Origin of the sequence: Embleya sp. NBC_00888 (assembly GCF_045207655.1) — a bacterium.
GTDB lineage: Bacteria > Actinomycetota > Actinomycetes > Streptomycetales > Streptomycetaceae > Embleya.
This window is the reverse complement of sequence record NZ_CP108784.1, coordinates 5181915-5201402: the sequence shown is the minus strand read 5'-3', so window position 1 is coordinate 5201402 and position 19488 is coordinate 5181915. Positions and strand designations below refer to the sequence as shown.

General features: G+C 66.2%; 30 protein-coding genes. All 30 read right to left on the bottom strand.

Features of this window, described 5'->3' with window-relative positions; genetic code table 11:
* Positions 1–15 precede the first annotated feature (15 nt).
* Positions 16–582: a DUF1707 domain-containing protein gene (locus OG948_RS22270; RefSeq protein WP_406298192.1), complete on the bottom strand. Its 567-nt coding sequence runs from the start codon at positions 580–582 to the stop codon at positions 16–18.
* An 88-nt stretch (positions 583–670) separates the two neighbouring features.
* The gene (map, locus tag OG948_RS22265; protein ID WP_406298191.1) at positions 671–1438 is read right to left on the bottom strand and encodes a type I methionyl aminopeptidase; all 768 of its coding nucleotides are present in this window, start codon (positions 1436–1438) and stop codon (positions 671–673) included.
* Positions 1439–1581: 143 nt separating this feature from the next.
* Positions 1582–2235: an adenylate kinase gene (locus OG948_RS22260; protein WP_406298190.1), complete on the bottom strand. Its 654-nt coding sequence runs from the start codon at positions 2233–2235 to the stop codon at positions 1582–1584.
* Complete coding sequence (gene secY / locus OG948_RS22255) at positions 2236–3558, bottom strand: preprotein translocase subunit SecY (protein ID WP_020549217.1); 1323 nt, start codon at positions 3556–3558, stop codon at positions 2236–2238.
* A gap of 349 nt (positions 3559–3907) precedes the next feature.
* Positions 3908–4366: a 50S ribosomal protein L15 gene (gene rplO, locus OG948_RS22250; protein ID WP_395871687.1), complete on the bottom strand. Its 459-nt coding sequence runs from the start codon at positions 4364–4366 to the stop codon at positions 3908–3910.
* A gap of 1 nt (position 4367) precedes the next feature.
* Positions 4368–4550, bottom strand: a complete 183-nt coding sequence (gene rpmD, locus OG948_RS22245) for a 50S ribosomal protein L30 (protein ID WP_020549219.1) — start codon at positions 4548–4550, stop codon at positions 4368–4370.
* Positions 4550–5155 carry a 30S ribosomal protein S5 gene (rpsE, locus tag OG948_RS22240; protein WP_020549220.1) on the bottom strand — a complete coding sequence of 202 codons (606 nt, stop codon included), beginning with the start codon at positions 5153–5155 and terminating at the stop codon, positions 4550–4552. Before rpsE ends, rpmD begins: the two co-directional genes overlap by 1 nt.
* 46 nt (positions 5156–5201) lie before the next feature.
* Positions 5202–5585 carry a 50S ribosomal protein L18 gene (gene rplR, locus OG948_RS22235; protein ID WP_020549221.1) on the bottom strand — a complete coding sequence of 128 codons (384 nt, stop codon included), beginning with the start codon at positions 5583–5585 and terminating at the stop codon, positions 5202–5204.
* Positions 5586–5587: 2 nt separating this feature from the next.
* Positions 5588–6127 carry a 50S ribosomal protein L6 gene (gene rplF, locus OG948_RS22230; protein ID WP_406298189.1) on the bottom strand — a complete coding sequence of 180 codons (540 nt, stop codon included), beginning with the start codon at positions 6125–6127 and terminating at the stop codon, positions 5588–5590.
* 18 nt (positions 6128–6145) lie between these two features.
* Positions 6146–6544, bottom strand: a complete 399-nt coding sequence (gene rpsH / locus OG948_RS22225; protein WP_020549223.1) for a 30S ribosomal protein S8 — start codon at positions 6542–6544, stop codon at positions 6146–6148.
* Between the two features lie 187 nt (positions 6545–6731).
* Positions 6732–6917 (bottom strand): type Z 30S ribosomal protein S14, encoded by a 186-nt coding sequence (locus OG948_RS22220; RefSeq protein WP_020549224.1) that lies wholly within the window; start codon positions 6915–6917, stop codon positions 6732–6734.
* Positions 6918–6961: 44 nt separating this feature from the next.
* Positions 6962–7531 carry a 50S ribosomal protein L5 gene (gene rplE / locus OG948_RS22215; protein WP_020549225.1) on the bottom strand — a complete coding sequence of 190 codons (570 nt, stop codon included), beginning with the start codon at positions 7529–7531 and terminating at the stop codon, positions 6962–6964.
* Positions 7531–7854 carry a 50S ribosomal protein L24 gene (gene rplX, locus OG948_RS22210; protein WP_026217943.1) on the bottom strand — a complete coding sequence of 108 codons (324 nt, stop codon included), beginning with the start codon at positions 7852–7854 and terminating at the stop codon, positions 7531–7533. The genes rplE and rplX overlap by 1 nt, the downstream gene beginning before the upstream one ends.
* 15 nt (positions 7855–7869) lie before the next feature.
* Positions 7870–8238: a 50S ribosomal protein L14 gene (gene rplN / locus OG948_RS22205; RefSeq protein ID WP_020549227.1), complete on the bottom strand. Its 369-nt coding sequence runs from the start codon at positions 8236–8238 to the stop codon at positions 7870–7872.
* A 62-nt stretch (positions 8239–8300) separates the two neighbouring features.
* A complete protein-coding gene (rpsQ, locus tag OG948_RS22200) occupies positions 8301–8582 on the bottom strand; it encodes a 30S ribosomal protein S17 (RefSeq protein ID WP_355532996.1) in 282 nt (93 codons plus the stop codon).
* Positions 8579–8812: a 50S ribosomal protein L29 gene (gene rpmC, locus OG948_RS22195; protein WP_020549229.1), complete on the bottom strand. Its 234-nt coding sequence runs from the start codon at positions 8810–8812 to the stop codon at positions 8579–8581. The genes rpsQ and rpmC overlap by 4 nt, the downstream gene beginning before the upstream one ends.
* Complete coding sequence (rplP, locus tag OG948_RS22190; RefSeq protein ID WP_020549230.1) at positions 8812–9231, bottom strand: 50S ribosomal protein L16; 420 nt, start codon at positions 9229–9231, stop codon at positions 8812–8814. The genes rpmC and rplP overlap by 1 nt, the downstream gene beginning before the upstream one ends.
* Before the next feature lie 5 nt (positions 9232–9236).
* Entirely contained in the window at positions 9237–10109 is an 873-nt protein-coding gene (gene rpsC, locus OG948_RS22185; RefSeq protein ID WP_078975729.1) for a 30S ribosomal protein S3, read from the bottom strand.
* Entirely contained in the window at positions 10109–10453 is a 345-nt protein-coding gene (gene rplV, locus OG948_RS22180; RefSeq protein WP_026217944.1) for a 50S ribosomal protein L22, read from the bottom strand. The genes rpsC and rplV overlap by 1 nt, the downstream gene beginning before the upstream one ends.
* Positions 10454–10496: 43 nt before the next feature.
* Positions 10497–10778 carry a 30S ribosomal protein S19 gene (rpsS, locus tag OG948_RS22175; RefSeq protein ID WP_020549233.1) on the bottom strand — a complete coding sequence of 94 codons (282 nt, stop codon included), beginning with the start codon at positions 10776–10778 and terminating at the stop codon, positions 10497–10499.
* 11 nt (positions 10779–10789) lie between these two features.
* Positions 10790–11626: a 50S ribosomal protein L2 gene (rplB, locus tag OG948_RS22170; protein ID WP_020549234.1), complete on the bottom strand. Its 837-nt coding sequence runs from the start codon at positions 11624–11626 to the stop codon at positions 10790–10792.
* A gap of 34 nt (positions 11627–11660) precedes the next feature.
* On the bottom strand, positions 11661–12002 hold the full coding sequence (gene rplW, locus OG948_RS22165; RefSeq protein ID WP_020549235.1) for a 50S ribosomal protein L23: 342 nt from the start codon (positions 12000–12002) through the stop codon (positions 11661–11663).
* Positions 11999–12676, bottom strand: coding sequence for a 50S ribosomal protein L4 (gene rplD, locus OG948_RS22160; RefSeq protein ID WP_395871689.1), 678 nt, complete (start codon positions 12674–12676; stop codon positions 11999–12001). The genes rplW and rplD overlap by 4 nt, the downstream gene beginning before the upstream one ends.
* A gap of 5 nt (positions 12677–12681) precedes the next feature.
* Positions 12682–13326, bottom strand: a complete 645-nt coding sequence (gene rplC, locus OG948_RS22155) for a 50S ribosomal protein L3 (RefSeq protein ID WP_391585394.1) — start codon at positions 13324–13326, stop codon at positions 12682–12684.
* Between the two features lie 13 nt (positions 13327–13339).
* On the bottom strand, positions 13340–13648 hold the full coding sequence (gene rpsJ, locus OG948_RS22150) for a 30S ribosomal protein S10 (RefSeq protein WP_020549238.1): 309 nt from the start codon (positions 13646–13648) through the stop codon (positions 13340–13342).
* A gap of 525 nt (positions 13649–14173) precedes the next feature.
* Positions 14174–15367: an elongation factor Tu gene (gene tuf / locus OG948_RS22145; protein ID WP_395871691.1), complete on the bottom strand. Its 1194-nt coding sequence runs from the start codon at positions 15365–15367 to the stop codon at positions 14174–14176.
* Positions 15368–15499: 132 nt separating this feature from the next.
* Positions 15500–17629: an elongation factor G gene (gene fusA / locus OG948_RS22140; RefSeq protein ID WP_395871693.1), complete on the bottom strand. Its 2130-nt coding sequence runs from the start codon at positions 17627–17629 to the stop codon at positions 15500–15502.
* A 42-nt stretch (positions 17630–17671) separates the two neighbouring features.
* Positions 17672–18142: a 30S ribosomal protein S7 gene (rpsG, locus tag OG948_RS22135; RefSeq protein ID WP_020549241.1), complete on the bottom strand. Its 471-nt coding sequence runs from the start codon at positions 18140–18142 to the stop codon at positions 17672–17674.
* A complete protein-coding gene (gene rpsL, locus OG948_RS22130; protein ID WP_020549242.1) occupies positions 18142–18516 on the bottom strand; it encodes a 30S ribosomal protein S12 in 375 nt (124 codons plus the stop codon). Before rpsL ends, rpsG begins: the two co-directional genes overlap by 1 nt.
* Positions 18517–18966: 450 nt before the next feature.
* Entirely contained in the window at positions 18967–19479 is a 513-nt protein-coding gene (locus tag OG948_RS22125) for a DUF4190 domain-containing protein (protein ID WP_406298188.1), read from the bottom strand.
* Between the last annotated feature and the right edge of the window lie 9 nt (positions 19480–19488).

The window sequence follows — 19488 nt, the reverse complement described above, 5'->3', positions numbered from 1 at the left end:
ACGAGGGTAGCCCGGTCACGGCGAGGAGCGCCCGTGGCGCCAGTAGACCATCTGGATCGAACCCAGCACGGCCGCGGCCGGACCGTAGACCCACACCGGCCAGAAGTACACGACCCCGGTACCGGCCACCGCGACCAGCAGCCAGATCACCACGTTCAACGCGGTGATCGCGTTCAGCGTGGTCCACGCCGCGCGCAGGGCCCGCGCGCCGGCGGCCCACCCGTCGCGCTCCCCGTGCGTCGGAACCACCTCTCGGCGCACCTGCGGCCGGACCGGCGCCGGCGCGGGTCGGGGCGTCGGCCACGACGCGGCCGGCGGCGACTCCGGCGCGACCGGCCGGGCCAGGGTCGCCCGGGTGCGGGCCACCTCGTAGGCCATCCGCGCGCGGATCACCTCGACGTCCGCCTCCAGGTGTTCCGGCGGCGGCAGATCGGCGATCAGCCGGGCCAGTTCCCCCAGCGTGACCGCCTCGTAGGCGGCCCCCATGCGTTCGTTGAACTCTGCGAGCGTCAACCGTCCGACGGCGTGGTGATCGCGCAGCAGCGTCACCGCCGCCTCACGGTCCACGTCGGATGCCCGCATGGTCGGAGTCCTCACCATGTCATCGACACTAGGCAGGGCGCGAAGAGTCGTACATGGTGCCAGCCCCACCATTGAGGGGGGTCTGGCATCAGGGCAGCGTCAGTACCACGGGCCCGTTCTCGGTGATCGCGATCGAGTGCTCCCAGTGCGCCGCGTAGCCACCCGCGGTGGTCTTGACCGTCCACTCGTCGGCCAGCGTGTACGTGTCCGGCTTGCCGAGGGTGACCATCGGCTCGATCGCCAGGCACACCCCGACCTCCAGGCGCGGCCCGCGCCCGCCGGGGCCGTAGTTGAGCACGTGCGGGTCCTGGTGCATCTCGGTGCCGATGCCGTGGCCGCCGTAGTCCTCGACGATGCCGTACTTGGCGCCGCCCGGCAGCGGGTTGGCCCGGATCGACTTCTCCACCGCGTGGCTGATGTCGGTCAGCCGACCGCCGGCCACCGCGGCCTCGATGCCCGCCCACATCGACTGCTCGCACACCCGGCTCAGTTCGAGCACCTCGGGCCGCACCGTGCCGATCGGCACGGTGATCGCCGAGTCGCCGTGCCAGCCGTCCAGGATCGCCCCGCAGTCGATCGAGATGATGTCCCCGTCGCGCAACGGCGTCTCGTCCGGAATCCCGTGCACCACCACGTCGTTGACCGACGCGCAGATCGACGCGGGGAAGCCGTGGTAGCCCTTGAACGAGGGGATCGCGCCCGCGGCGCGGATCGAGCGCTCGGCGATCGCGTCCAGGTCGGCCGTGGTCACGCCCGGCTTCGCCGCCTCGCGCAGCGCCTCCAGGGTGTGCGCCACGACGGCCCCGGCACGACGCATCTTCTCGATCTGCTCGGGCGTCTTGCGTTCGATTCGCATCTGCCGCTTCCTGAACACCGGCATGGCCGTCCTCATTCGTATTCGTGTGTCGCCGAAGTTGTGTGTCGGCGCGAAAGCACGATGGGCGATCCGGGGTTTCCCCGGATCGCCCATGTGTGATGTCTGTCGCGGCCGACGCCCGATCAGGCGCCGAACTCCCGAAGCGCGGCCATCGCGCGCTCGGTGACCTCCTTGACCGGACCGGTCGCCTGGATCGGCAGCAGGAGGTTGCGCTCGGAGTAATAGCCGACCAAGGGTTCGGTCTGCTCCTTGTACACGTCCAGACGGTGCCGGACGGTCTCCTCGCGGTCGTCGTCGCGCTGGTACAGCTCGCTCCCGCACTCGTCGCAGACCCCGGCGACCTTCGGCGGGTCGGTCAGGATGTGGCAGACGTGCCCGTTGGCGCGGCACTGCCGACGGCCGGAGATCCGCTGGATGATCTCCGAGTCGTCGACCTTGAGTTCGAGCACGACGTCGAGTTCGGTGTCGTTCTCGGCGAGGATCTCGTCGAGCACCTTGGCCTGGGCCGTGTTGCGCGGGAACCCGTCGAGCAGGAAACCGGCGGCGACGTCCGGCTGCGCCAGGCGCTCCCGGACCATGCCTATGGTCACCTCGTCGGGTACCAGGTTGCCCGCGTCCATGTAGGTCTTCGCCTCGCGGCCGAGCGGGGTGCCCTGACTCACGTTGGCGCGGAAGATGTCACCGGTCGAGACGGCGGGAATCGACAGGTTGGCGGCGATGTACTGGGCCTGGGTTCCCTTACCCGCGCCGGGAGGCCCCACGAGAACGATACGCATTTAGCGGAGGAAGCCTTCGTAGTTGCGCTGCTGGAGCTGACTCTCGATCTGCTTCACGGTTTCCAGACCCACTCCCACGATGATCAGGATGCTCGTGCCGCCGAACGGGAAGTTCTGGTTGGCGTTGAAGAGCACGAGCGCGATGCTGGGTACCAACGCGATCATGCCCAGGTACAACGATCCGGGCCACGTGATCCTGGTGAGGATGTAGTTCAGGTATTCCGCGGTCGGTCTGCCGGCGCGGATCCCCGGAATGAAGCCACCATACTTCTTCATGTTGTCGGCAACTTCTTCGGGGTTGAACGTGATGGCCACGTAGAAGAACGCGAAGAAGACGATCAGCAGGAAGTACGTGATCATGTACAGCGGATGGTCGCCCTTGACGAAGTGGCGTTCGATCCATACCGCCCAGTCCGATTTCCCACCGCTGAACTGAGCGATGAGAGCCGGGATGTACAGCAGCGACGAGGCGAAGATGACGGGGATGATGCCCGCCTGGTTCACCTTGAGCGGGATGTAGGTCGAGGTCCCGCCGTAGGCGCGACGCCCGATCATGCGCTTGGCGTACTGCACCGGAATCCGGCGCTGCGCCTGTTCCACGAAGACCACCAGGCCGACCATCACGAGGCCGATGGCGATGACGGTGAAGAACGGTACCCAGCCGCCGCCGATGGTGCCCTGCTCCTTGATCGTCCACAGCGCGGCCGGGAAACCGGCGGCGACCGAGACGAACATCAGGATGGACATGCCGTTGCCGATGCCGCGGTCGGTGATCAGCTCACCGAGCCACATGATCGTCGAGGTGCCGGCGGTCATCACGGCGACCATGACGATCACTCGGAAGAGCGAGTCGTCCGGAACGATGCCCTGCGGGTCGCAGGTGGCGCTGCGGGCGCTGGAGAACAGCGCGCCGCTGCGGGCGGTGGCGATCAGCGCGGTGGACTGCAGGATCGACAGGGCGATGGTCAGGTAGCGCGTGTACTGGGTGATCTTCGCGGTGCCGGACTGGCCCTCCTTCTTGAGGGCCTCCAACCGCGGGATCACCACGGTGAGGAGTTGCAGGATGATGCTCGCCGTGATGTACGGCATGATCCCCAGCGCGAAGATCGTGAGTTGCAGCAGCGCGCCGCCGCTGAACATGTTCACGAGGCCGAACAGGCTGTTCCGGTTGGAGTCCTCTACGCAAGAGCGCACCATCTCGAACGAGACGCCCGGTACCGGGATATGCGACCCGATCCGGAAGAGGACGATGATCGCCAACGTGAACAGCAGCTTCTTGCGCAGGTCGGGCGTGCGGAACGCCCTGGCGAACGCGGTGAGCACACTGCCTCCTGCGCCTCGCCCGTCTTAGGGGCGAGTCGATCGAGTCGTCGGTCCGGTAGGACCACTGGTCAGGTCCCACACAGGAACCTCACGGACAATAACAGCGCCGACGGCCCGGAAGTATCGCCCCGGCCCGACGTTCCTGCGACATGACACAACACACGGTAAAAACAGAGCAAGTCATGTGTGGGGGTGGAGCAATGAACCTGCCCCCACGTCACAGCAAACCACAGGGGCGCCACCACCTTACCGGCGTGACACCCCTGCGCTATAGCCTCCAACGACGTCAAGGCCCGTTCGGTACCGATCCGAACGGGCCATGACGATCACACCTTGTCCCGCGTTCGGATCAGACCGACAGTTCGTCGGTCGAACCGCCCGCGGCGGCGATCTTGGTCTTCGCCGAGCCGGAGAAGGCGTGCACCTTCACCTGGACGGCAACCGAGATCTCGCCGGTGCCCAGGATCTTGACGGGCAGGTTCTTGCGAACCGCGCCCTTTTCGATCAGACCCTCGACGGTGACCTCGCCACCGTTGGGGTACAGGGCCTCGATCTTGTCCAGGTTCACGACCTGGAACTCGACCCGGAACGGGTTCTTGAAGCCCTTGAGCTTGGGCAGCCGCATGTGCAGCGGCATCTGCCCACCCTCGAAGCGGGCCGGCACCTGGTAACGAGCCTTGGTGCCCTTGGTGCCACGACCGGCGGTCTTACCCTTGGAGCCCTCGCCACGACCCACGCGGGTCTTGGCGGTCTTGGCGCCCGGGGCGGGCCGCAGGTGGTGCACCTTCAGCGGGTTGTCAGCACCCATGTCAGTCGACCTCCTCGACGGTGACGAGGTGCGACACCGTCGCGATCATGCCGCGGATCTCCGGGCGGTCTTCCTTGACGACCACGTCGTGGACGCGCTTGAGACCGAGCGAACGGAGAGTGTCCCGCTGGTTCTGCCTGCCACCGATCTTGGATCGGGTCTGCGTGACCTTGAGACGTGCCATTACGCACCAACCCCCGCGCGGGCCCGCAGGAGCGCGGCCGGGGCCACGTCCTCCAGAGGCAGGCCACGACGAGCCGCGATCTCCTCGGGGCGAACGAGCCCCTGGAGCGCCGCGACGGTCGCGTGCACGATGTTGATCGGGTTCGACGAACCGAGCGACTTGCTCAGCACGTCGTGGATGCCGGCGCACTCGAGCACGGCGCGCACGGGGCCACCGGCGATGACACCGGTACCCGGCGAGGCCGGCTTCAGGAGCACGACGCCGGCAGCCTTCTCACCCTGGATCGGGTGCGGAATGGTGCCCTGGATACGGGGGACCTTGAAGAAGTGCTTCTTGGCCTCTTCAACACCCTTGGCGATCGCGGCCGGCACCTCCTTGGCCTTGCCGTAACCGACACCTACGGTGCCATCGCCATCGCCAACCACGACCAGCGCGGTGAAGCTGAAGCGACGACCACCCTTCACGACCTTGGCGACGCGATTGATCGCGACGACGCGCTCGACGTAAGCGGTCTTCTCGGCGGCTGCGCCACCATCACGTCGATCCCGCCGGTCCCGCCGCTCGCCGCCGCCGGCGCCGCCACCGCGGCGCTGGGGTCCAGCCATCAGAATGTCCTCACATCTGTCGTTCGAAGCTTGTCCCGGAGCGGGCTCAGAAGGTCAGCCCGTTACCGCGTGCGGCATCCGCGAGGGCGGCGATACGACCGTGGTACTTGTTACCACCGCGGTCGAACACAACGGCCTCTACACCGGCAGCCTTCGCGCGCTCGGCGACCAATTCGCCGACCTTGCGAGCCTGAGCGGTCTTGTCGCCCTCACCACCACGGATGGACGGGTCCATCGTGGAGGCCGAAGCGAGAGTGTGGCCGGCGATGTCGTCGATAACCTGCGCCACCATGTGACGGGTGGAGCGGCTCACGACGAGACGGGGCCGCAGCGGGGTGCCGGAAACCTTCTTCCGCACCCGGATGTGCCGGCGCTTGCGTGCGACAGACTTCTTCGCAACGCCCTTGCCGGTCTTCACGCCGACAGCCATGCCTACTTACCAGCCTTTCCGACCTTGCGGCGGATGACCTCGCCGGCGTACTTGACGCCCTTGGCCTTGTACGGGTCGGGCTTCCGCAGCTTGCGGATGTTCGCGGCGATTTCACCGACCTTCTGCTTGTCGATGCCTTCGACCGAGAAACGGGTCGGGGCCTCGACCACGAAGGTGATGCCCTCCGGGGCCTCGACGACGACGGGGTGGCTGAATCCGAGCGCGAACTCCAGCGAGGAGCCCTTCGCCTGGACTCGGTAACCGACACCGCTGATCTCGAGCTTCTTGATGTATCCCTGGGTCACACCAGTGATCATGTTCGCCACCAGCGTCCGGGACAGCCCGTGCAGGGCCTTCGAGCGACGCTCGTCGTCGGGACGGGTCACCGCGAGGGTGCCGTCATCCGACTGTGCGATCTCGATCGGGGCGGCGATGGTGTGCGACAGGGAACCCTTGGGGCCCTTCACGACAACCTCGCGGCCATTGATGGTGACGTCCACACCGGTGGGAACCGGGATGGGGAGACGTCCGATGCGCGACATTGCTCTCCTTCCCTTCCCTTACCAGACGAAGGCGAGGACTTCCCCGCCCACGCCCTTCTTGGCCGCCTGCTTGTCGGTGAGGAGACCGGTCGACGTCGAGATAATCGCGACGCCGAGGCCACCGAGCACCTTCGGCAGGTTCGTGGACTTTGCGTACACCCGCAGACCGGGCTTCGACACACGGCGGACGCCGGCGATCGAGCGCTCGCGGTTCGGGCCGTACTTGAGGACGACGGTGAGCTTCTTGCCCACCTCCGCGTCCTCGACGCGCCAGCCCTGGATGTAACCCTCCTGCTGGAGGATCTCCGCGATGTGCGACTTGATCTTGCTGAACGGCATCACGACATCGTCGTGATATGCCGAGTTGGCGTTCCGCAGACGGGTCAGCATGTCTGCGATGGGGTCGGTCATGGTCATGACGGCCTCAAGGCCTTTCTCGCCGTGGTTTCCCGGCGTGCGATCCCTCGCTCCGCCGCCCTCCCGAGGGAGGGCGGCGGAGCGACGACTGCGGTGCGGGACCTACGACGTCGTTACTGTTCTCGCTCGTCCCCGCGGGACGGGCGATGTGCCGGGTCGCGTCGGCCGTCGAAACGGCCGCCGCGAACTACCAGCTGCTCTTGGTGACGCCCGGCAGCTCGCCGGCGTGCGCCATGGTGCGCAGGCACACACGGCACAGACCGAACTTGCGGTACACCGAGTGAGGACGGCCACAGCGCTGGCAGCGCGTGTAGCCACGAACCTCGAACTTCGGCTTGCGGGCGGCCTTTGCGATCAGGGCCTTCTTCGCCACGTCTCAGTCTCCTTGTTGCGTTCCTCAGTCGGCGAGCCGACTGCTCACGCTTCCTTGAACGGGAAGCCGAGGAGACGCAGCAGAGCGCGGCCCTCGTCGTCGTTCTTGGCGCTGGTCACCACAGTGATGTCCATGCCGCGAACGCGGTCGATCTTGTCCTGGTCGATCTCGTGGAACATCGACTGCTCCGTGAGACCGAAGGTGTAGTTGCCGCGGCCGTCGAACTGCTTCGGCGAGAGGCCGCGGAAGTCGCGGATACGCGGCAGAGCGATCGACAGCAGACGGTCGAGGAACTCCCACATCCGGTCGCCGCGCAGTGTAACGTGCGCGCCGATCGGCTGACCCTCGCGCAGCTTGAACTGCGCGATGGACTTGCGGGCCTTCGTGACCTGGGGCTTCTGGCCGGTGATGGCCATCAGGTCCTTGATCGCGCCGTCGATCAGCTTCGAGTCGCGGGCGGCGTCGCCCACACCCATGTTGACCACGATCTTGGTGACACCCGGAACCTGCATGACGTTCTCGAACGAGAACTCTTCACGCAGCTTGCCGAGGATCTCCTCGCGGTAACGCTGCTTCAGACGCGGCAGTTCGCGCGCCTCAGTGGTGACCGTCATCAGATGTCCTCACCGGTCCGCTTGGCGTACCGGATCTTGTTGCCCTCGTCATCGAACCGGAAGCCGGTCCGCGTCGGGACCTTCTTACCGTCCTTCTCCACGACCAGCATCACGTTGCTGACGTGGATGGAGGCTTCCTGGGTGATGATGCCACCGGTCTTGGCACCCTTGGCGGACTGACCCACCTTGGTGTGCTTCTTGATCCGGTTGACGCCCTCGACCAGGACGCGCTCCTTCGGCGGGTAGGCCGCGATGACCTTGCCCTGCTTGCCCTTGTCCTTGCCCGTGATGACCTGTACCAGGTCACCCTTCTTGATCTTCATCGCCTTCGCCATTGGTTAGAGCACCTCCGGCGCGAGCGAGATGATCTTCATGAACTTCTTCTCACGAAGCTCACGGCCGACCGGGCCGAAAATACGGGTGCCTCGGGGTTCGCCATCGTTCTTCAGGACAACGGCGGCGTTCTCGTCGAAGCGGATGTAGGAGCCGTCGACACGCCGGCGCTCCTTCACGGTCCGCACGATGACCGCCTTGATGACGTCACCCTTCTTCACGTTGCCACCGGGGATCGCGTCCTTGACGGTGGCAACGATGACGTCCCCGATGCCCGCGTAGCGCCGGCCGGAGCCACCGAGCACACGGATGCAGAGAATCTCCTTCGCACCCGTGTTGTCGGCGACTCGCAGTCGCGACTCCTGCTGGATCACGTCTAACTCCTGATCGTCACGTCGCGGTCACGACCCACGGTTGGTGGGGCGACCGGCGCTCGCTACTTGGCCTTTTCGAGGATCTCGACGATGCGCCAACGCTTGCTGGCGGACAGCGGCCGAGTCTCCATGAGGACGACACGGTCACCGACGCCACAGGCGTTCTGCTCGTCGTGAGCCTTCAGCTTGTTCGTGCGGCGGATGACCTTGCCGTACATCGGGTGCTTCACGCGGTCCTCGACGGCGACAACGACGGTCTTGTCCATCTTGTCGCTGACGACGAGGCCCTCACGGGTCTTGCGGAAACCCCGGGTTGCTTCAGTCATCTCAGTCTTCTCGCTCACGCCGCGCCTCCGGTCTCCTGCACGTCGATGCCCAGCTCGCGCTCGCGCATCAGCGTGTAGATCCGGGCGATGTCCTTACGGACAGCCTTGAGCCGCCCGTGGTTTTCGAGCTGCCCGGTCGCCGCCTGGAAACGGAGGTTGAACAGCTCCTCCTTGGCTTCGCGGAGCTTGGCGACGATTTCCTCGTCACCGAGTTCGCGGAGCTCGGACGCCTTGGTAACGGCCGCCATCACGCCTCACCAGCCTCGCGCCGGACGATCCGGCACTTCATCGGCAGCTTGTGCACGGCGCGGGTAAGCGCCTCACGAGCCACCTTCTCGTTCGGGTACGACAGTTCGAACATCACCCGACCGGGCTTGACGTTCGCGACCCACCACTCGGGCGAGCCCTTACCGGAACCCATGCGGGTCTCGGCAGGCTTCTTGGTCAGCGGACGGTCGGGGTAGATGTTGATCCACACCTTGCCACCACGGCGAATGTGCCGGGTGATGGCAATACGAGCGGACTCGATCTGACGGTTGGTCACGTACGCCTGGCCGAGGGCCTGGATGCCGTACTCGCCGAACGCCAGTTCCGTACCGCCCTTGGCGCGGCCACCGCGCTTGGGGTGGTGCTGCTTGCGGTGCTTGACCCTGCGGGGGATCAGCATCGGGGTCAGGCCTCCGATCCGGATTCGGGCGCCGAGTTCACAGCCTCGGCCGCCGGCGCGGAGCCGGTGTCCGAGGAACCGGTGGCCTGCGCGTCGTTCTGCTGCGGACGTCCGCCGCGGCCACCACGGCCGCCGCGCTCGCCGCCACGACCGCCGCCACCACCCTCGCCACGACGGGGACGCTCGGGAGCGCCACCACGGGCGGGACGGTTGCTGGCGCGAGCCGCGGCGTTCTCGGCGCGAACCTCGGCGATGTTCTTGACGTCGCCCTTGTAGATCCACACCTTCACACCGATGCGACCGAACGTCGTACGGGCCTCGAAGAAGCCGTAGTCGACGTTGGCGCGCAGCGTGTGCAGCGGCACGCGACCCTCACGGTAGAACTCCGAGCGGGACATTTCGGCCCCACCCAGACGACCACCGCACTGGATCTTGATGCCCTTGGCCCCGGCCTTCATGGAGCTCTGCATCGCCTTGCGCATCGCGCGGCGGAAGGACACGCGGCTCGAGAGCTGCTCGGCCACACCCTGCGCCACAAGCTGAGCGTCGACCTCGGGGTTCTTGACCTCGAGGATGTTCAGCTGAACCTGCTTGCCGGTGAGCTTCTCGAGCTCACCGCGGATGCGGTCGGCCTCCGCACCACGACGGCCGATGACGATGCCCGGCCGGGCGGTGTGGATGTCGACGCGGACGCGCTCACGGGTGCGCTCGATCTCTACCTTCGAGATCCCGGCGCGCTCCATGCCCTTCGTCATCATCTGACGAATCTTGACGTCCTCGCCGACGTAGTCCTTGTACAGCTTGTCGGCGTACCACCGGGACTTGAAGTCCGTGGTGATGCCGAGACGGAACCCGTGCGGGTTAACCTTCTGGCCCACTAGCGGGTCCTCTCCTTCTCGGCGACAACCACGGTGATGTGGCTGGTGCGCTTGCGGATGCGGTACGCCCGGCCCTGTGCCCGCGGACGGAAACGCTTGAGGGTCGGACCCTCGTCCACGTAGGCGGCGGACACGTACAGGATGTTCGTGTCCAAGTTGTGGTTGTGACCGGCGTTGGCAATGGCGCTGTCCAGCACCTTGCCGACCGGCTCACTCGCGGCCTGCGGAGCGAATCGCAGGACCGCCTGGGCCTCCGCGGCGTTCATGCCACGGATGAGGTCCACCACACGGCGGGCCTTCATGGGCGTGACGCGGATGTACCGCGCCTGAGCCCTGGCTTCCATCGACGTCCCCTTGCTCATCTCGATATCCATGCGATTCGCCGCGTCAGCGACGACGCGACTTCCGGTCGTCCTTCTCGTGACCGCGGAAGGTCCGAGTCGGCGCGAACTCGCCGAGCTTGTGGCCGACCATCGACTCGGTCACGAACACCGGGACGTGCTTACGGCCGTCGTGCACCGCGATCGTGTGGCCCAGCATCGCCGGGACGATCATCGAGCGGCGGGACCAGGTCTTGATGACGTTCTTGGTTCCCTTGTCGTTCTGTACGTCCACCTTCTTGATCAGGTGGCCGTCGACGAAGGGTCCCTTCTTGAGACTGCGCGGCATCGAGACTGCTCCTAGCGCTTCTTGTTCGTCTTGCGGCGGCGGATGATGAGCTTGTCGCTGGCCTTCTTCGGCCGACGAGTACGACCCTCGGGCTTACCCCAGGGGCTCACCGGGTGGCGACCACCGGAGGTCTTACCCTCACCACCACCGTGCGGGTGGTCGATGGGGTTCATCGCCACACCGCGGACGGTCGGGCGCTTGCCCTTCCAGCGCATGCGACCGGCCTTGCCCCAGTTGATGTTCGACTGCTCGGCATTGCCGATCTCGCCGACCGTCGCCCGGCAGCGCACGTCCACCAGGCGAATCTCGCCCGAGGGCATGCGGAGGGTCGCGTGAGCGCCCTCCTTCGCCAGCAGCTGCACGCTGACACCCGCGGAACGGGCGATCTTCGCGCCGCCACCGGGCCGAAGCTCGATGGCGTGGATGACCGTACCGACCGGGATGTTCCGGAGCGGCATGTTGTTGCCCGGCTTGATGTCGGCGCCCGGACCGTTTTCGATCCGGTCGCCCTGCTTCAGCTTGTTCGGGCACAGGATGTAGCGCTTCTCGCCGTCCGCGTAGTGCAGAAGAGCGATGCGCGCGGTGCGGTTCGGGTCGTACTCGATGTGAGCGACCTTCGCCGGAACGCCGTCCTTGTCGTTGCGCCGGAAGTCGATCAGTCGGTACGCGCGCTTGTGGCCGCCACCCTGGTGGCGAGCAGTCACACGGCCGTGGTTGTTACGACCACCCTTGCTGTGCAGAGGGCGGACCAGCGACTTCTCCGGCTCGGACCGCGTGATCTCGACGAAGTCGGCGACGCTGGCGCCACGACGGCCCGGCGTCGTCGGCTTGTACTTGCGGATGCCCATGGCTTCTCTTAGTCCTCGTCCGTATCAGCGGCCGTCAGCCGACGGGTCCACCGAAGATGTCGATCCGCTCGCCCTCTGCAAGGGTGACGATCGCGCGCTTCGTGTCCTTGCGCTTGCCGAAACCGGTCTTGGTGCGCTTGCGCTTACCGACGCGGTTGATCGTGTTGACGCTCTCGACCTTGACCCCGAAGACCGCGATGACGGCCTGCTTGATCTGGGTCTTGTTGGCGTCGGGGTGCACGATGAACGTGTACTTGTTCTCGTCGATGAGCCCGTAGCTCTTCTCCGAGATCACCGGCTTCAGCAGCACATCGCGCGGGTCGGTGTAGGTCTTGCTGGTGACCTTCGTCGTGCTCTCGACGGTGTCGGTGCTCACGCGTGGCTCCCTTCGAGCTCGTCGGAGCTCGCGACCGCCGAGGCGGCCTGCGCCGGTCCGGCGATGAAGCGCTCCAGAGCGGCCTTCGTGAAGACCACGTCGTCGGAGACGAGCACGTCGTAGGTGTTCAGCTGCCCGACCTCGAGCAAGTGCACCTGCGGAAGGTTGCGGGCGCTCAGCCAGGCAGTGGTGTCGGACTTCTCGACGACCAGGAGCACGTTCTTGCGCTCACTGATCTTGCCGAGCAGCGTCTTCGCCGCCTTGACCGAGGGCTTGTCGCCCTCGACCAGCGCGGAAACGCAGTGGATGCGCTCGTGACGCGCCCGGTCGGAGAGGGCACCGCGCAGGGCGGACGCCTTCATCTTCTTCGGGGTCCGCTGCTCGTAGTCGCGCGGCACGGGACCGTGCACGACGCCACCACCGGCGAACTGCGGCGCGCGGGTCGAGCCCTGACGGGCGCGACCGGTGCCCTTCTGGCGGTACGGCTTGCGCCCACCGCCGCGGACCTCGCCACGAGTCTTGGTCTTGTGCGTGCCCTGACGAGCCGCGGCGAGCTGGGCCACGACGACCTGGTGGATCGTCGGGATGCTCACCTGGACGTCGAAGATCCCCTCGGGGAGATCGATCGTCCCGGACTTCTCGCCGGCGGGCGAAAGAACGTCAATGCTGGTCATGAAATTCACACACCCTTCGCAGCAGTGCGCACCAGCACCAGGCCGCCGTTGGGGCCGGGGACCGCGCCCTTGATCAGGAGCAGGCCCTTCTCGGCGTCTACGGCGTGCACGGTCAGGTTCTGGGTGGAGACGCGCTCGTTACCCATGCGGCCTGCCATGCGCACGCCCTTGAACACACGACCCGGGGTGGCGCAGCCACCGATCGAGCCGGGCGAGCGGTGCTTGCGCTGCGTACCGTGCGAGCTGCCGAGACCCTTGAAGCCGTGTCGCTTCATGACACCGGCCGTGCCCTTGCCCTTCGAGGTGCCCATGACGTCGACCTTCTGGCCGGCCTCGAACACCTCGGCGGTGATCTCCTGCGCCAGCGTGTACTCGCCGGCGTCGGAGGTACGGAGCTCGACCAGGTGGCGACGCGGGGTCACCCCGGCCTTGGCGAAGTGGCCGGCGAGCGGCTTGTTCACCTTGCGCGGGTCGATCGCGCCGAACGCGATCTGGACGGCGGAGTAGCCGTCGACCTCGGCGTTGCGGACCTGGGTCACGACGCAGGGCCCGGCTTCGACCACAGTCACTGGAACGACGCGGTTGTTCTCGTCCCAGACCTGGGTCATGCCGAGCTTCTTGCCCAGAATGCCCTTCATCTGCTTCGTCATCGTCGGTGCGTCCTCAGAGCTTGATCTCGATGTCGACGCCGGCCGGCAGGTCGAGACGCATAAGCGAGTCGACCGTCTTCGGCGTGGGGTCGAGGATGTCGATGAGCCGCTTGTGAGTGCGCATCTCGAAGTGCTCGCGCGAGTCCTTGTACTTGTGCGGCGAGCGGATGACGCAGTACACGTTCTTCTCGGTCGGCAGCGGCACCGGTCCCGCAACCTGCGCACCAGTACGCGTCACCGTCTCGACGATCTTCTTCGCCGAGCTGTCGATGACCTCGTGGTCGTAGGCCTTGAGCCTGATGCGGATCTTCTGTCCCGCCATGGCTGCTTCGAATTCCTTCTCTCGTACCGCTGCGGATCACCCCCGCTGACACGGGGAGAAGACTTGGGCTGAAAACCCCTTGGGGTTTCCCTTCCCCGCCGACCCCCGCGGTCGGGCGTGTCGCTCTGTTGCTCACAAGCGCCCCTTGGAAACCCTTACGGGCGGCCTGGGGGCCTGGGCAACGTACTCTCGGCGTCACCTTCGCTGCGGCAAGCGAAAGGACGGCACGAGGTCGCTAAGCGACGACGCCGGCTGCATGGGTGGCAGGACAGAAGTCCACCGATTGTTCGGAGCCAACGGGGCCGGCGCCACGGCTCTGTCTGTTCGACAGGCACGGCGCAGCCCGTTGTCTATCCGAGCAACTTGGCTAGTATGCCCCACGAATGGCGGGCTTGGCCAATCGAGCGACTCCCCCAGGTTTGAGAGAGCCCCCGAGCAATGGATATCCGGTCCCACCTAGGGGGTGGAATCGATCCGGACAAAGCCCCGCCCGCCGACCCAGGTGGACCGGCGGGCGGGATTTCATCACTTCTTGATCTTGACGACCTGGCCGGCGCCCACGGTGCGGCCACCCTCGCGGATGGCGAAACGCAGACCCTCTTCCATGGCGATCGGCTGGATCAGCGCGACGTCCATGCCGGTGTTGTCACCCGGCATGACCATCTCGGTGCCCTCGGGGAGGGTCACCACGCCGGTCACGTCCGTCGTACGGAAGTAGAACTGCGGCCGGTAGTTGTTGAAGAAGGGGGTGTGACGGCCACCCTCGTCCTTCGACAGGATGTAGACCTGAGCCTCGAAGTCGGTGTGCGGCGTGACCGAACCCGGCTTGATGATGACCTGGCCGCGCTCGACGTCCTCGCGCTTGATGCCGCGCAGGAGCAGACCGACGTTCTCGCCCGCCTGGCCCTCGTCGAGCAGCTTGCGGAACATCTCGATGCCGGTGACCGTCGTGGTGGTCTTGGTCTCCTTGATGCCGACGATGTCGACAGTCTCGTTGACCTTGACGATGCCACGCTCGATGCGGCCGGTGACGACGGTGCCACGACCGGTGATCGTGAAGACGTCCTCGACGGGCATCAGGAACGGCATGTCGGTGTCACGCGGCGGGGTCGGGATCGCCTCGTCGACGGCGGCCATGAGCTCGAGCAGCTTGCTGCCCCACTCCTTGTCGCCCTCGAGCGCCTTGAGCGCCGAGACCCGCACGACCGGAAGGTCGTCGCCCGGGAACTCGTACTCGGAGAGGAGCTCGCGCACCTCGAGCTCGACGAGCTCCAGGATCTCCTCGTCGTCCACCATGTCGGCCTTGTTCAGCGCGACCACGATGTACGGAACGCCGACCTGGCGGGCCAGGAGCACGTGCTCCTTGGTCTGCGGCATCGGGCCGTCGGTGGCGGCGACCACGAGGATCGCGCCGTCCATCTGCGCGGCACCGGTGATCATGTTCTTGATGTAGTCGGCGTGCCCGGGGCAGTCGACGTGCGCGTAGTGACGGTTCTCCGTCTGGTACTCGACGTGCGCGATCGAGATCGTGATACCGCGCTGCCGCTCCTCCGGCGCCTTGTCGATCTGGTCGAACGGCGTGAAGGGGTTCAGGTCCGGGTACGCGTCGTGCAGCACCTTGGTAATCGCCGCGGTCAGCGTCGTCTTACCGTGGTCGATGTGACCAATGGTGCCGATGTTGACGTGCGGCTTAGTCCGCTCGAACTTAGCCTTCGCCACTGGGGTCCTCCTGTGGACTGGTTCTTTACGCCGTACGACGTCGGGTATCGGGGGTGAGCCGGGGCGGGGGCACCGGAGTCCGGATACGGACCCCGGGTCCCCCTGGTATCGCTGCTGCCGCTGGGGCGGTGATTACTCGCCGCGCGACTTGGCGATGATCTCCTCGGCGACGTTCCTCGGAACCTCGGCGTAGGAGTCGAACTGCATGGAGTAGCTCGCGCGACCCGAGGTCTTGCTGCGGAGGTCGCCGACGTAGCCGAACATCTCCGAAAGCGGGACCAAGGCCTTGACGACGCGCGCACCGAAGCGCTCGTCCATGGCCTGGATCTGGCCGCGACGCGAGTTGAGGTCGCCGATCACGTCGCCCATGTAGTCCTCGGGCGTGGTGACCTCGACGGCCATCATCGGCTCGAGGAGAGCCGGGCTGGCCTGCCGGGCCGCTTCCTTGAACGCCTGCGAACCGGCGATCTTGAACGCGAGCTCGGACGAGTCGACCTCGTGGTAGCCACCGTCGATCAGCGTCAGACGCACGCCGACCATCGGGTAGCCGGCGAGAACGCCATACTGCATGGCCTCCTGCGCACCCGCGTCCACCGAGGGGATGTACTCCCTGGGGATACGGCCACCGGTGACCTTGTTGACGAACTCGTACGCGTCACCCTCGAGCGGCTCGAGCGCGATCTGCACCTTGGCGAACTGACCGGTACCACCGGTCTGCTTCTTGTGCGTGTAGTCCACGCGCTCGACGACCTTGCGGATCGTCTCGCGGTAGGCCACCTGCGGCTTGCCGACGTTGGCCTCCACGCGGAACTCGCGCTTCATCCGGTCGACCAGCACCTCGAGGTGCAGCTCGCCCATGCCGCCGATGATCGTCTGGCCGGTCTCCTCGTCGGTGTGCACCTGGAACGAGGGGTCCTCGGCGGCGAGGGACTGGATGGCGACGCCCAGCTTCTCCTGGTCGCCCTTGGACTTCGGCTCGATGGCCACCTGGATGACCGGGGCCGGGAACGTCATCGACTCCAGGATCACCGGGTTCGCCGGGTCGCAGAGCGTCTCACCGGTGGTGGTGTCCTTGAGACCCATCACGGCGATGATGTCGCCCGCGCCGACCGACGGGATCTCCTCACGCTTGTTCGCGTGCATCCGGTAGATCTTGCCGATGCGTTCCTTCTTGCCCTTGACCGAGTTCAGCACGGAGCTGCCGGCCTCGAGGACACCCGAGTAGACCCGAACGAAGGTGAGCTTGCCCAGGTGCGGGTCACGCATGATCTTGAAGGCGAGGCCCGCGAAAGGCTCGTCATCGCTCGGCTGGCGAACGATGACCTCTTCCTCCTTGTTCACCGCGTGGCCCTGGATGCCCTCGATGTCGAGCGGCGACGGCAGGTAACGGACGACCGCGTCGAGCAGGGGCTGAACGCCCTTGTTCTTGAACGCGGTACCGCAGAACACCGGAGTGAACGTCGGCTGGCCCTTGTTGTCACCCTTGGTCGAGGCGATGGTGGCGCGACGGATCGCGGCCATCAGCTGCTCCGTGGTGGGCTCTTCGCCCTCCAGGTACAGCTCCATCATCTCTTCGTCGTACTCGGCGATCGTCTCGAGCAGCTTGCCGCGGTACTCGGCGGCGGCCTCGGTGTGCGTGGCCGGGATGTCGACGACGTCGTACATCTCGCCCTTGGCCGCCTCGGCCGACCAGACCAGCGCCTTCATGGCGACCAGGTCGACAACGCCCTGGAAGTCCATCTCGGTGCCGATCGGAAGCTGCATGACCAGCGGAACCGCGCCCAGCCGCTCGTCGATCATGTCGACACAGCGGTGGAACTCGGCGCCGGTGCGGTCGAGCTTGTTCACGAAGCAGATACGCGGCACGCCGTACCGGTCGGCCTGACGCCAAACGGTCTCGGACTGCGGCTCCACGCCGGCGACACCGTCGAAGACGGTGACGGCGCCGTCGAGCACACGCAGCGAACGCTCCACCTCTACGGTGAAGTCGACGTGGCCCGGGGTGTCGATGATGTTGATCGTGTGATCGACGTCTTCGAGCGTCCAGTGACAGGTCGTCGCGGCAGACGTGATGGTGATGCCGCGCTCCTGCTCCTGTTCCATCCAGTCCATGGTGGCAGCGCCCTCATGAACCTCACCGATCTTGTAGTTGACCCCGGTGTAGAACAGGATCCGCTCGGTGGTGGTGGTCTTGCCCGCGTCGATGTGGGCCATGATGCCGATGTTTCGGACCTTGGCCAGATCAAGAGCAGTGGTAGCCATCGTGGCTTGTCTTCTCTCGGCTTCTCGTCGTTGCGGGTGGAACTACCAGCGGTAGTGCGCGAAGGCCTTGTTGGACTCGGCCATCTTGTGCGTGTCCTCGCGGCGCTTGACCGCGGCACCGAGACCGTTGCTCGCGTCCAGGAGCTCGTTCATCAGACGCTCGGTCATCGTCTTCTCGCGACGGGCGCGGGAGTAGCCGACGAGCCAGCGGAGAGCGAGGGTCGTGGAGCGGCCCGGACGGACCTCGACCGGCACCTGGTAGGTCGCGCCACCGACACGGCGGCTGCGGACCTCGAGGGTCGGCTTCACGTTCTCGAGCGCGCGCTTGAGCGTGATGACCGGGTCGGTACCGGTCTTCTCGCGGCAGCCTTCGAGAGCGCCGTAGACGATCTTCTCGGCGACGGAGCGCTTGCCGCTCATCAGGACCTTGTTCACCAGCGAGGTGACCAGCGGCGAGTTGTAAACCGGGTCGATGATGACCGGTCGCTTGGGGGCAGGGCCCTTACGCGGCATTAGCTCTTCTCCTTCTTCGCGCCGTAGCGGCTGCGCGCCTGCTTGCGGTTCTTGACACCCTGGGTGTCGAGCGAACCACGAATGATCTTGTAGCGGACACCGGGGAGGTCCTTCACACGACCACCGCGAACGAGCACAATCGAGTGCTCCTGGAGGTTGTGACCCTCACCGGGGATGTAGGCCGTCACCTCGATGCCACTCGTGAGGCGCACACGCGCGACCTTGCGAAGCGCAGAGTTCGGCTTCTTCGGCGTCGTCGTGTAAACACGGGTGCACACGCCGCGACGCTGCGGGCTCCCCTTGAGCGCCGGAGTCTTGGCCTTGTCGACCTTGTCCTGGCGGCCCTTTCGGACCAGCTGCTGGATCGTGGGCACCGCGTCTCCGTCTTCTTCGTGCCGAGCGGTCTTTTTGAAGCGACTGCAATGTCTGAATCGGCCTGCATCCCGGTCGACGCCGGAGCCAACCGCAAGTCCGACCCCCGCGGTCGGGCGTGTCGCCCGGTCTTGGGAGTGTGCTTGCTGTGGAGGCTGCGGGTCGGTCCCTTACGCCCTCTCACGCACGCATCCCGTGGGGATTGCGGTGAGCGCAGGCACAAGAGCCCGGGGACACCCCAGGCACAAGGAGAGAGACTACCTACCACAGCAGCAGAGGTCAAAGCGAAAAGAAAGACCCCCGCCACGACATGGAATTCGGCGCTCTCACCTTGGTGGAGCACCGAATCGTTCAGGGCGGTACATCACCCTCCGAGCCCCACCGTACCCGGCATTGCGGCCGGAGGCGAACGAGCGCACGCGTGGTGGTCGCCCGGGCGGGACCGCGGTGACTCAGCACACGGCGCGCAGCGCGCCGAACAGATTCAGGTGATCGGAATAGTCGTGGCCGTCCGAGTCCAGCACGACGATCACGATGACCAGCGCCAGCAGCGCCATGCCGATCCAGCCCAGCACCACGCCGGCGATCGCCATGCCCCGACCCTGCTGACCGGTGCGCTCGGTCTGGGCCAGGGCTATGTGCCCGAAGATCACCGCGAGCAGGCTGCCGATCCAATAGATCCAGACGATGCCCAGGATCATCGAGGCGATGGCCAGGCCGTTGGTGCCCGGCTGGGGCAGGTATCCGCCGTAGCCGGGGTGTTGGTAGTAGCCGTACGCGTACGGCTGCTGCTGCCCGTACGGCGGCGCCTGGCCGTACCCGTACGGCGGGGGCTGCTCCCCCGGGGCGTAGCCCTGGCCGTGCGGCGGGGGCGGCTCGCCGTAGGGGCTCCAGGCGGCGCCCGGGGGCTGGTCTTCGTGCGGCTCGTATCGGGGCTCGTACTGCGGCCCGTCAGGGGTGCTCATGGGGTTCTC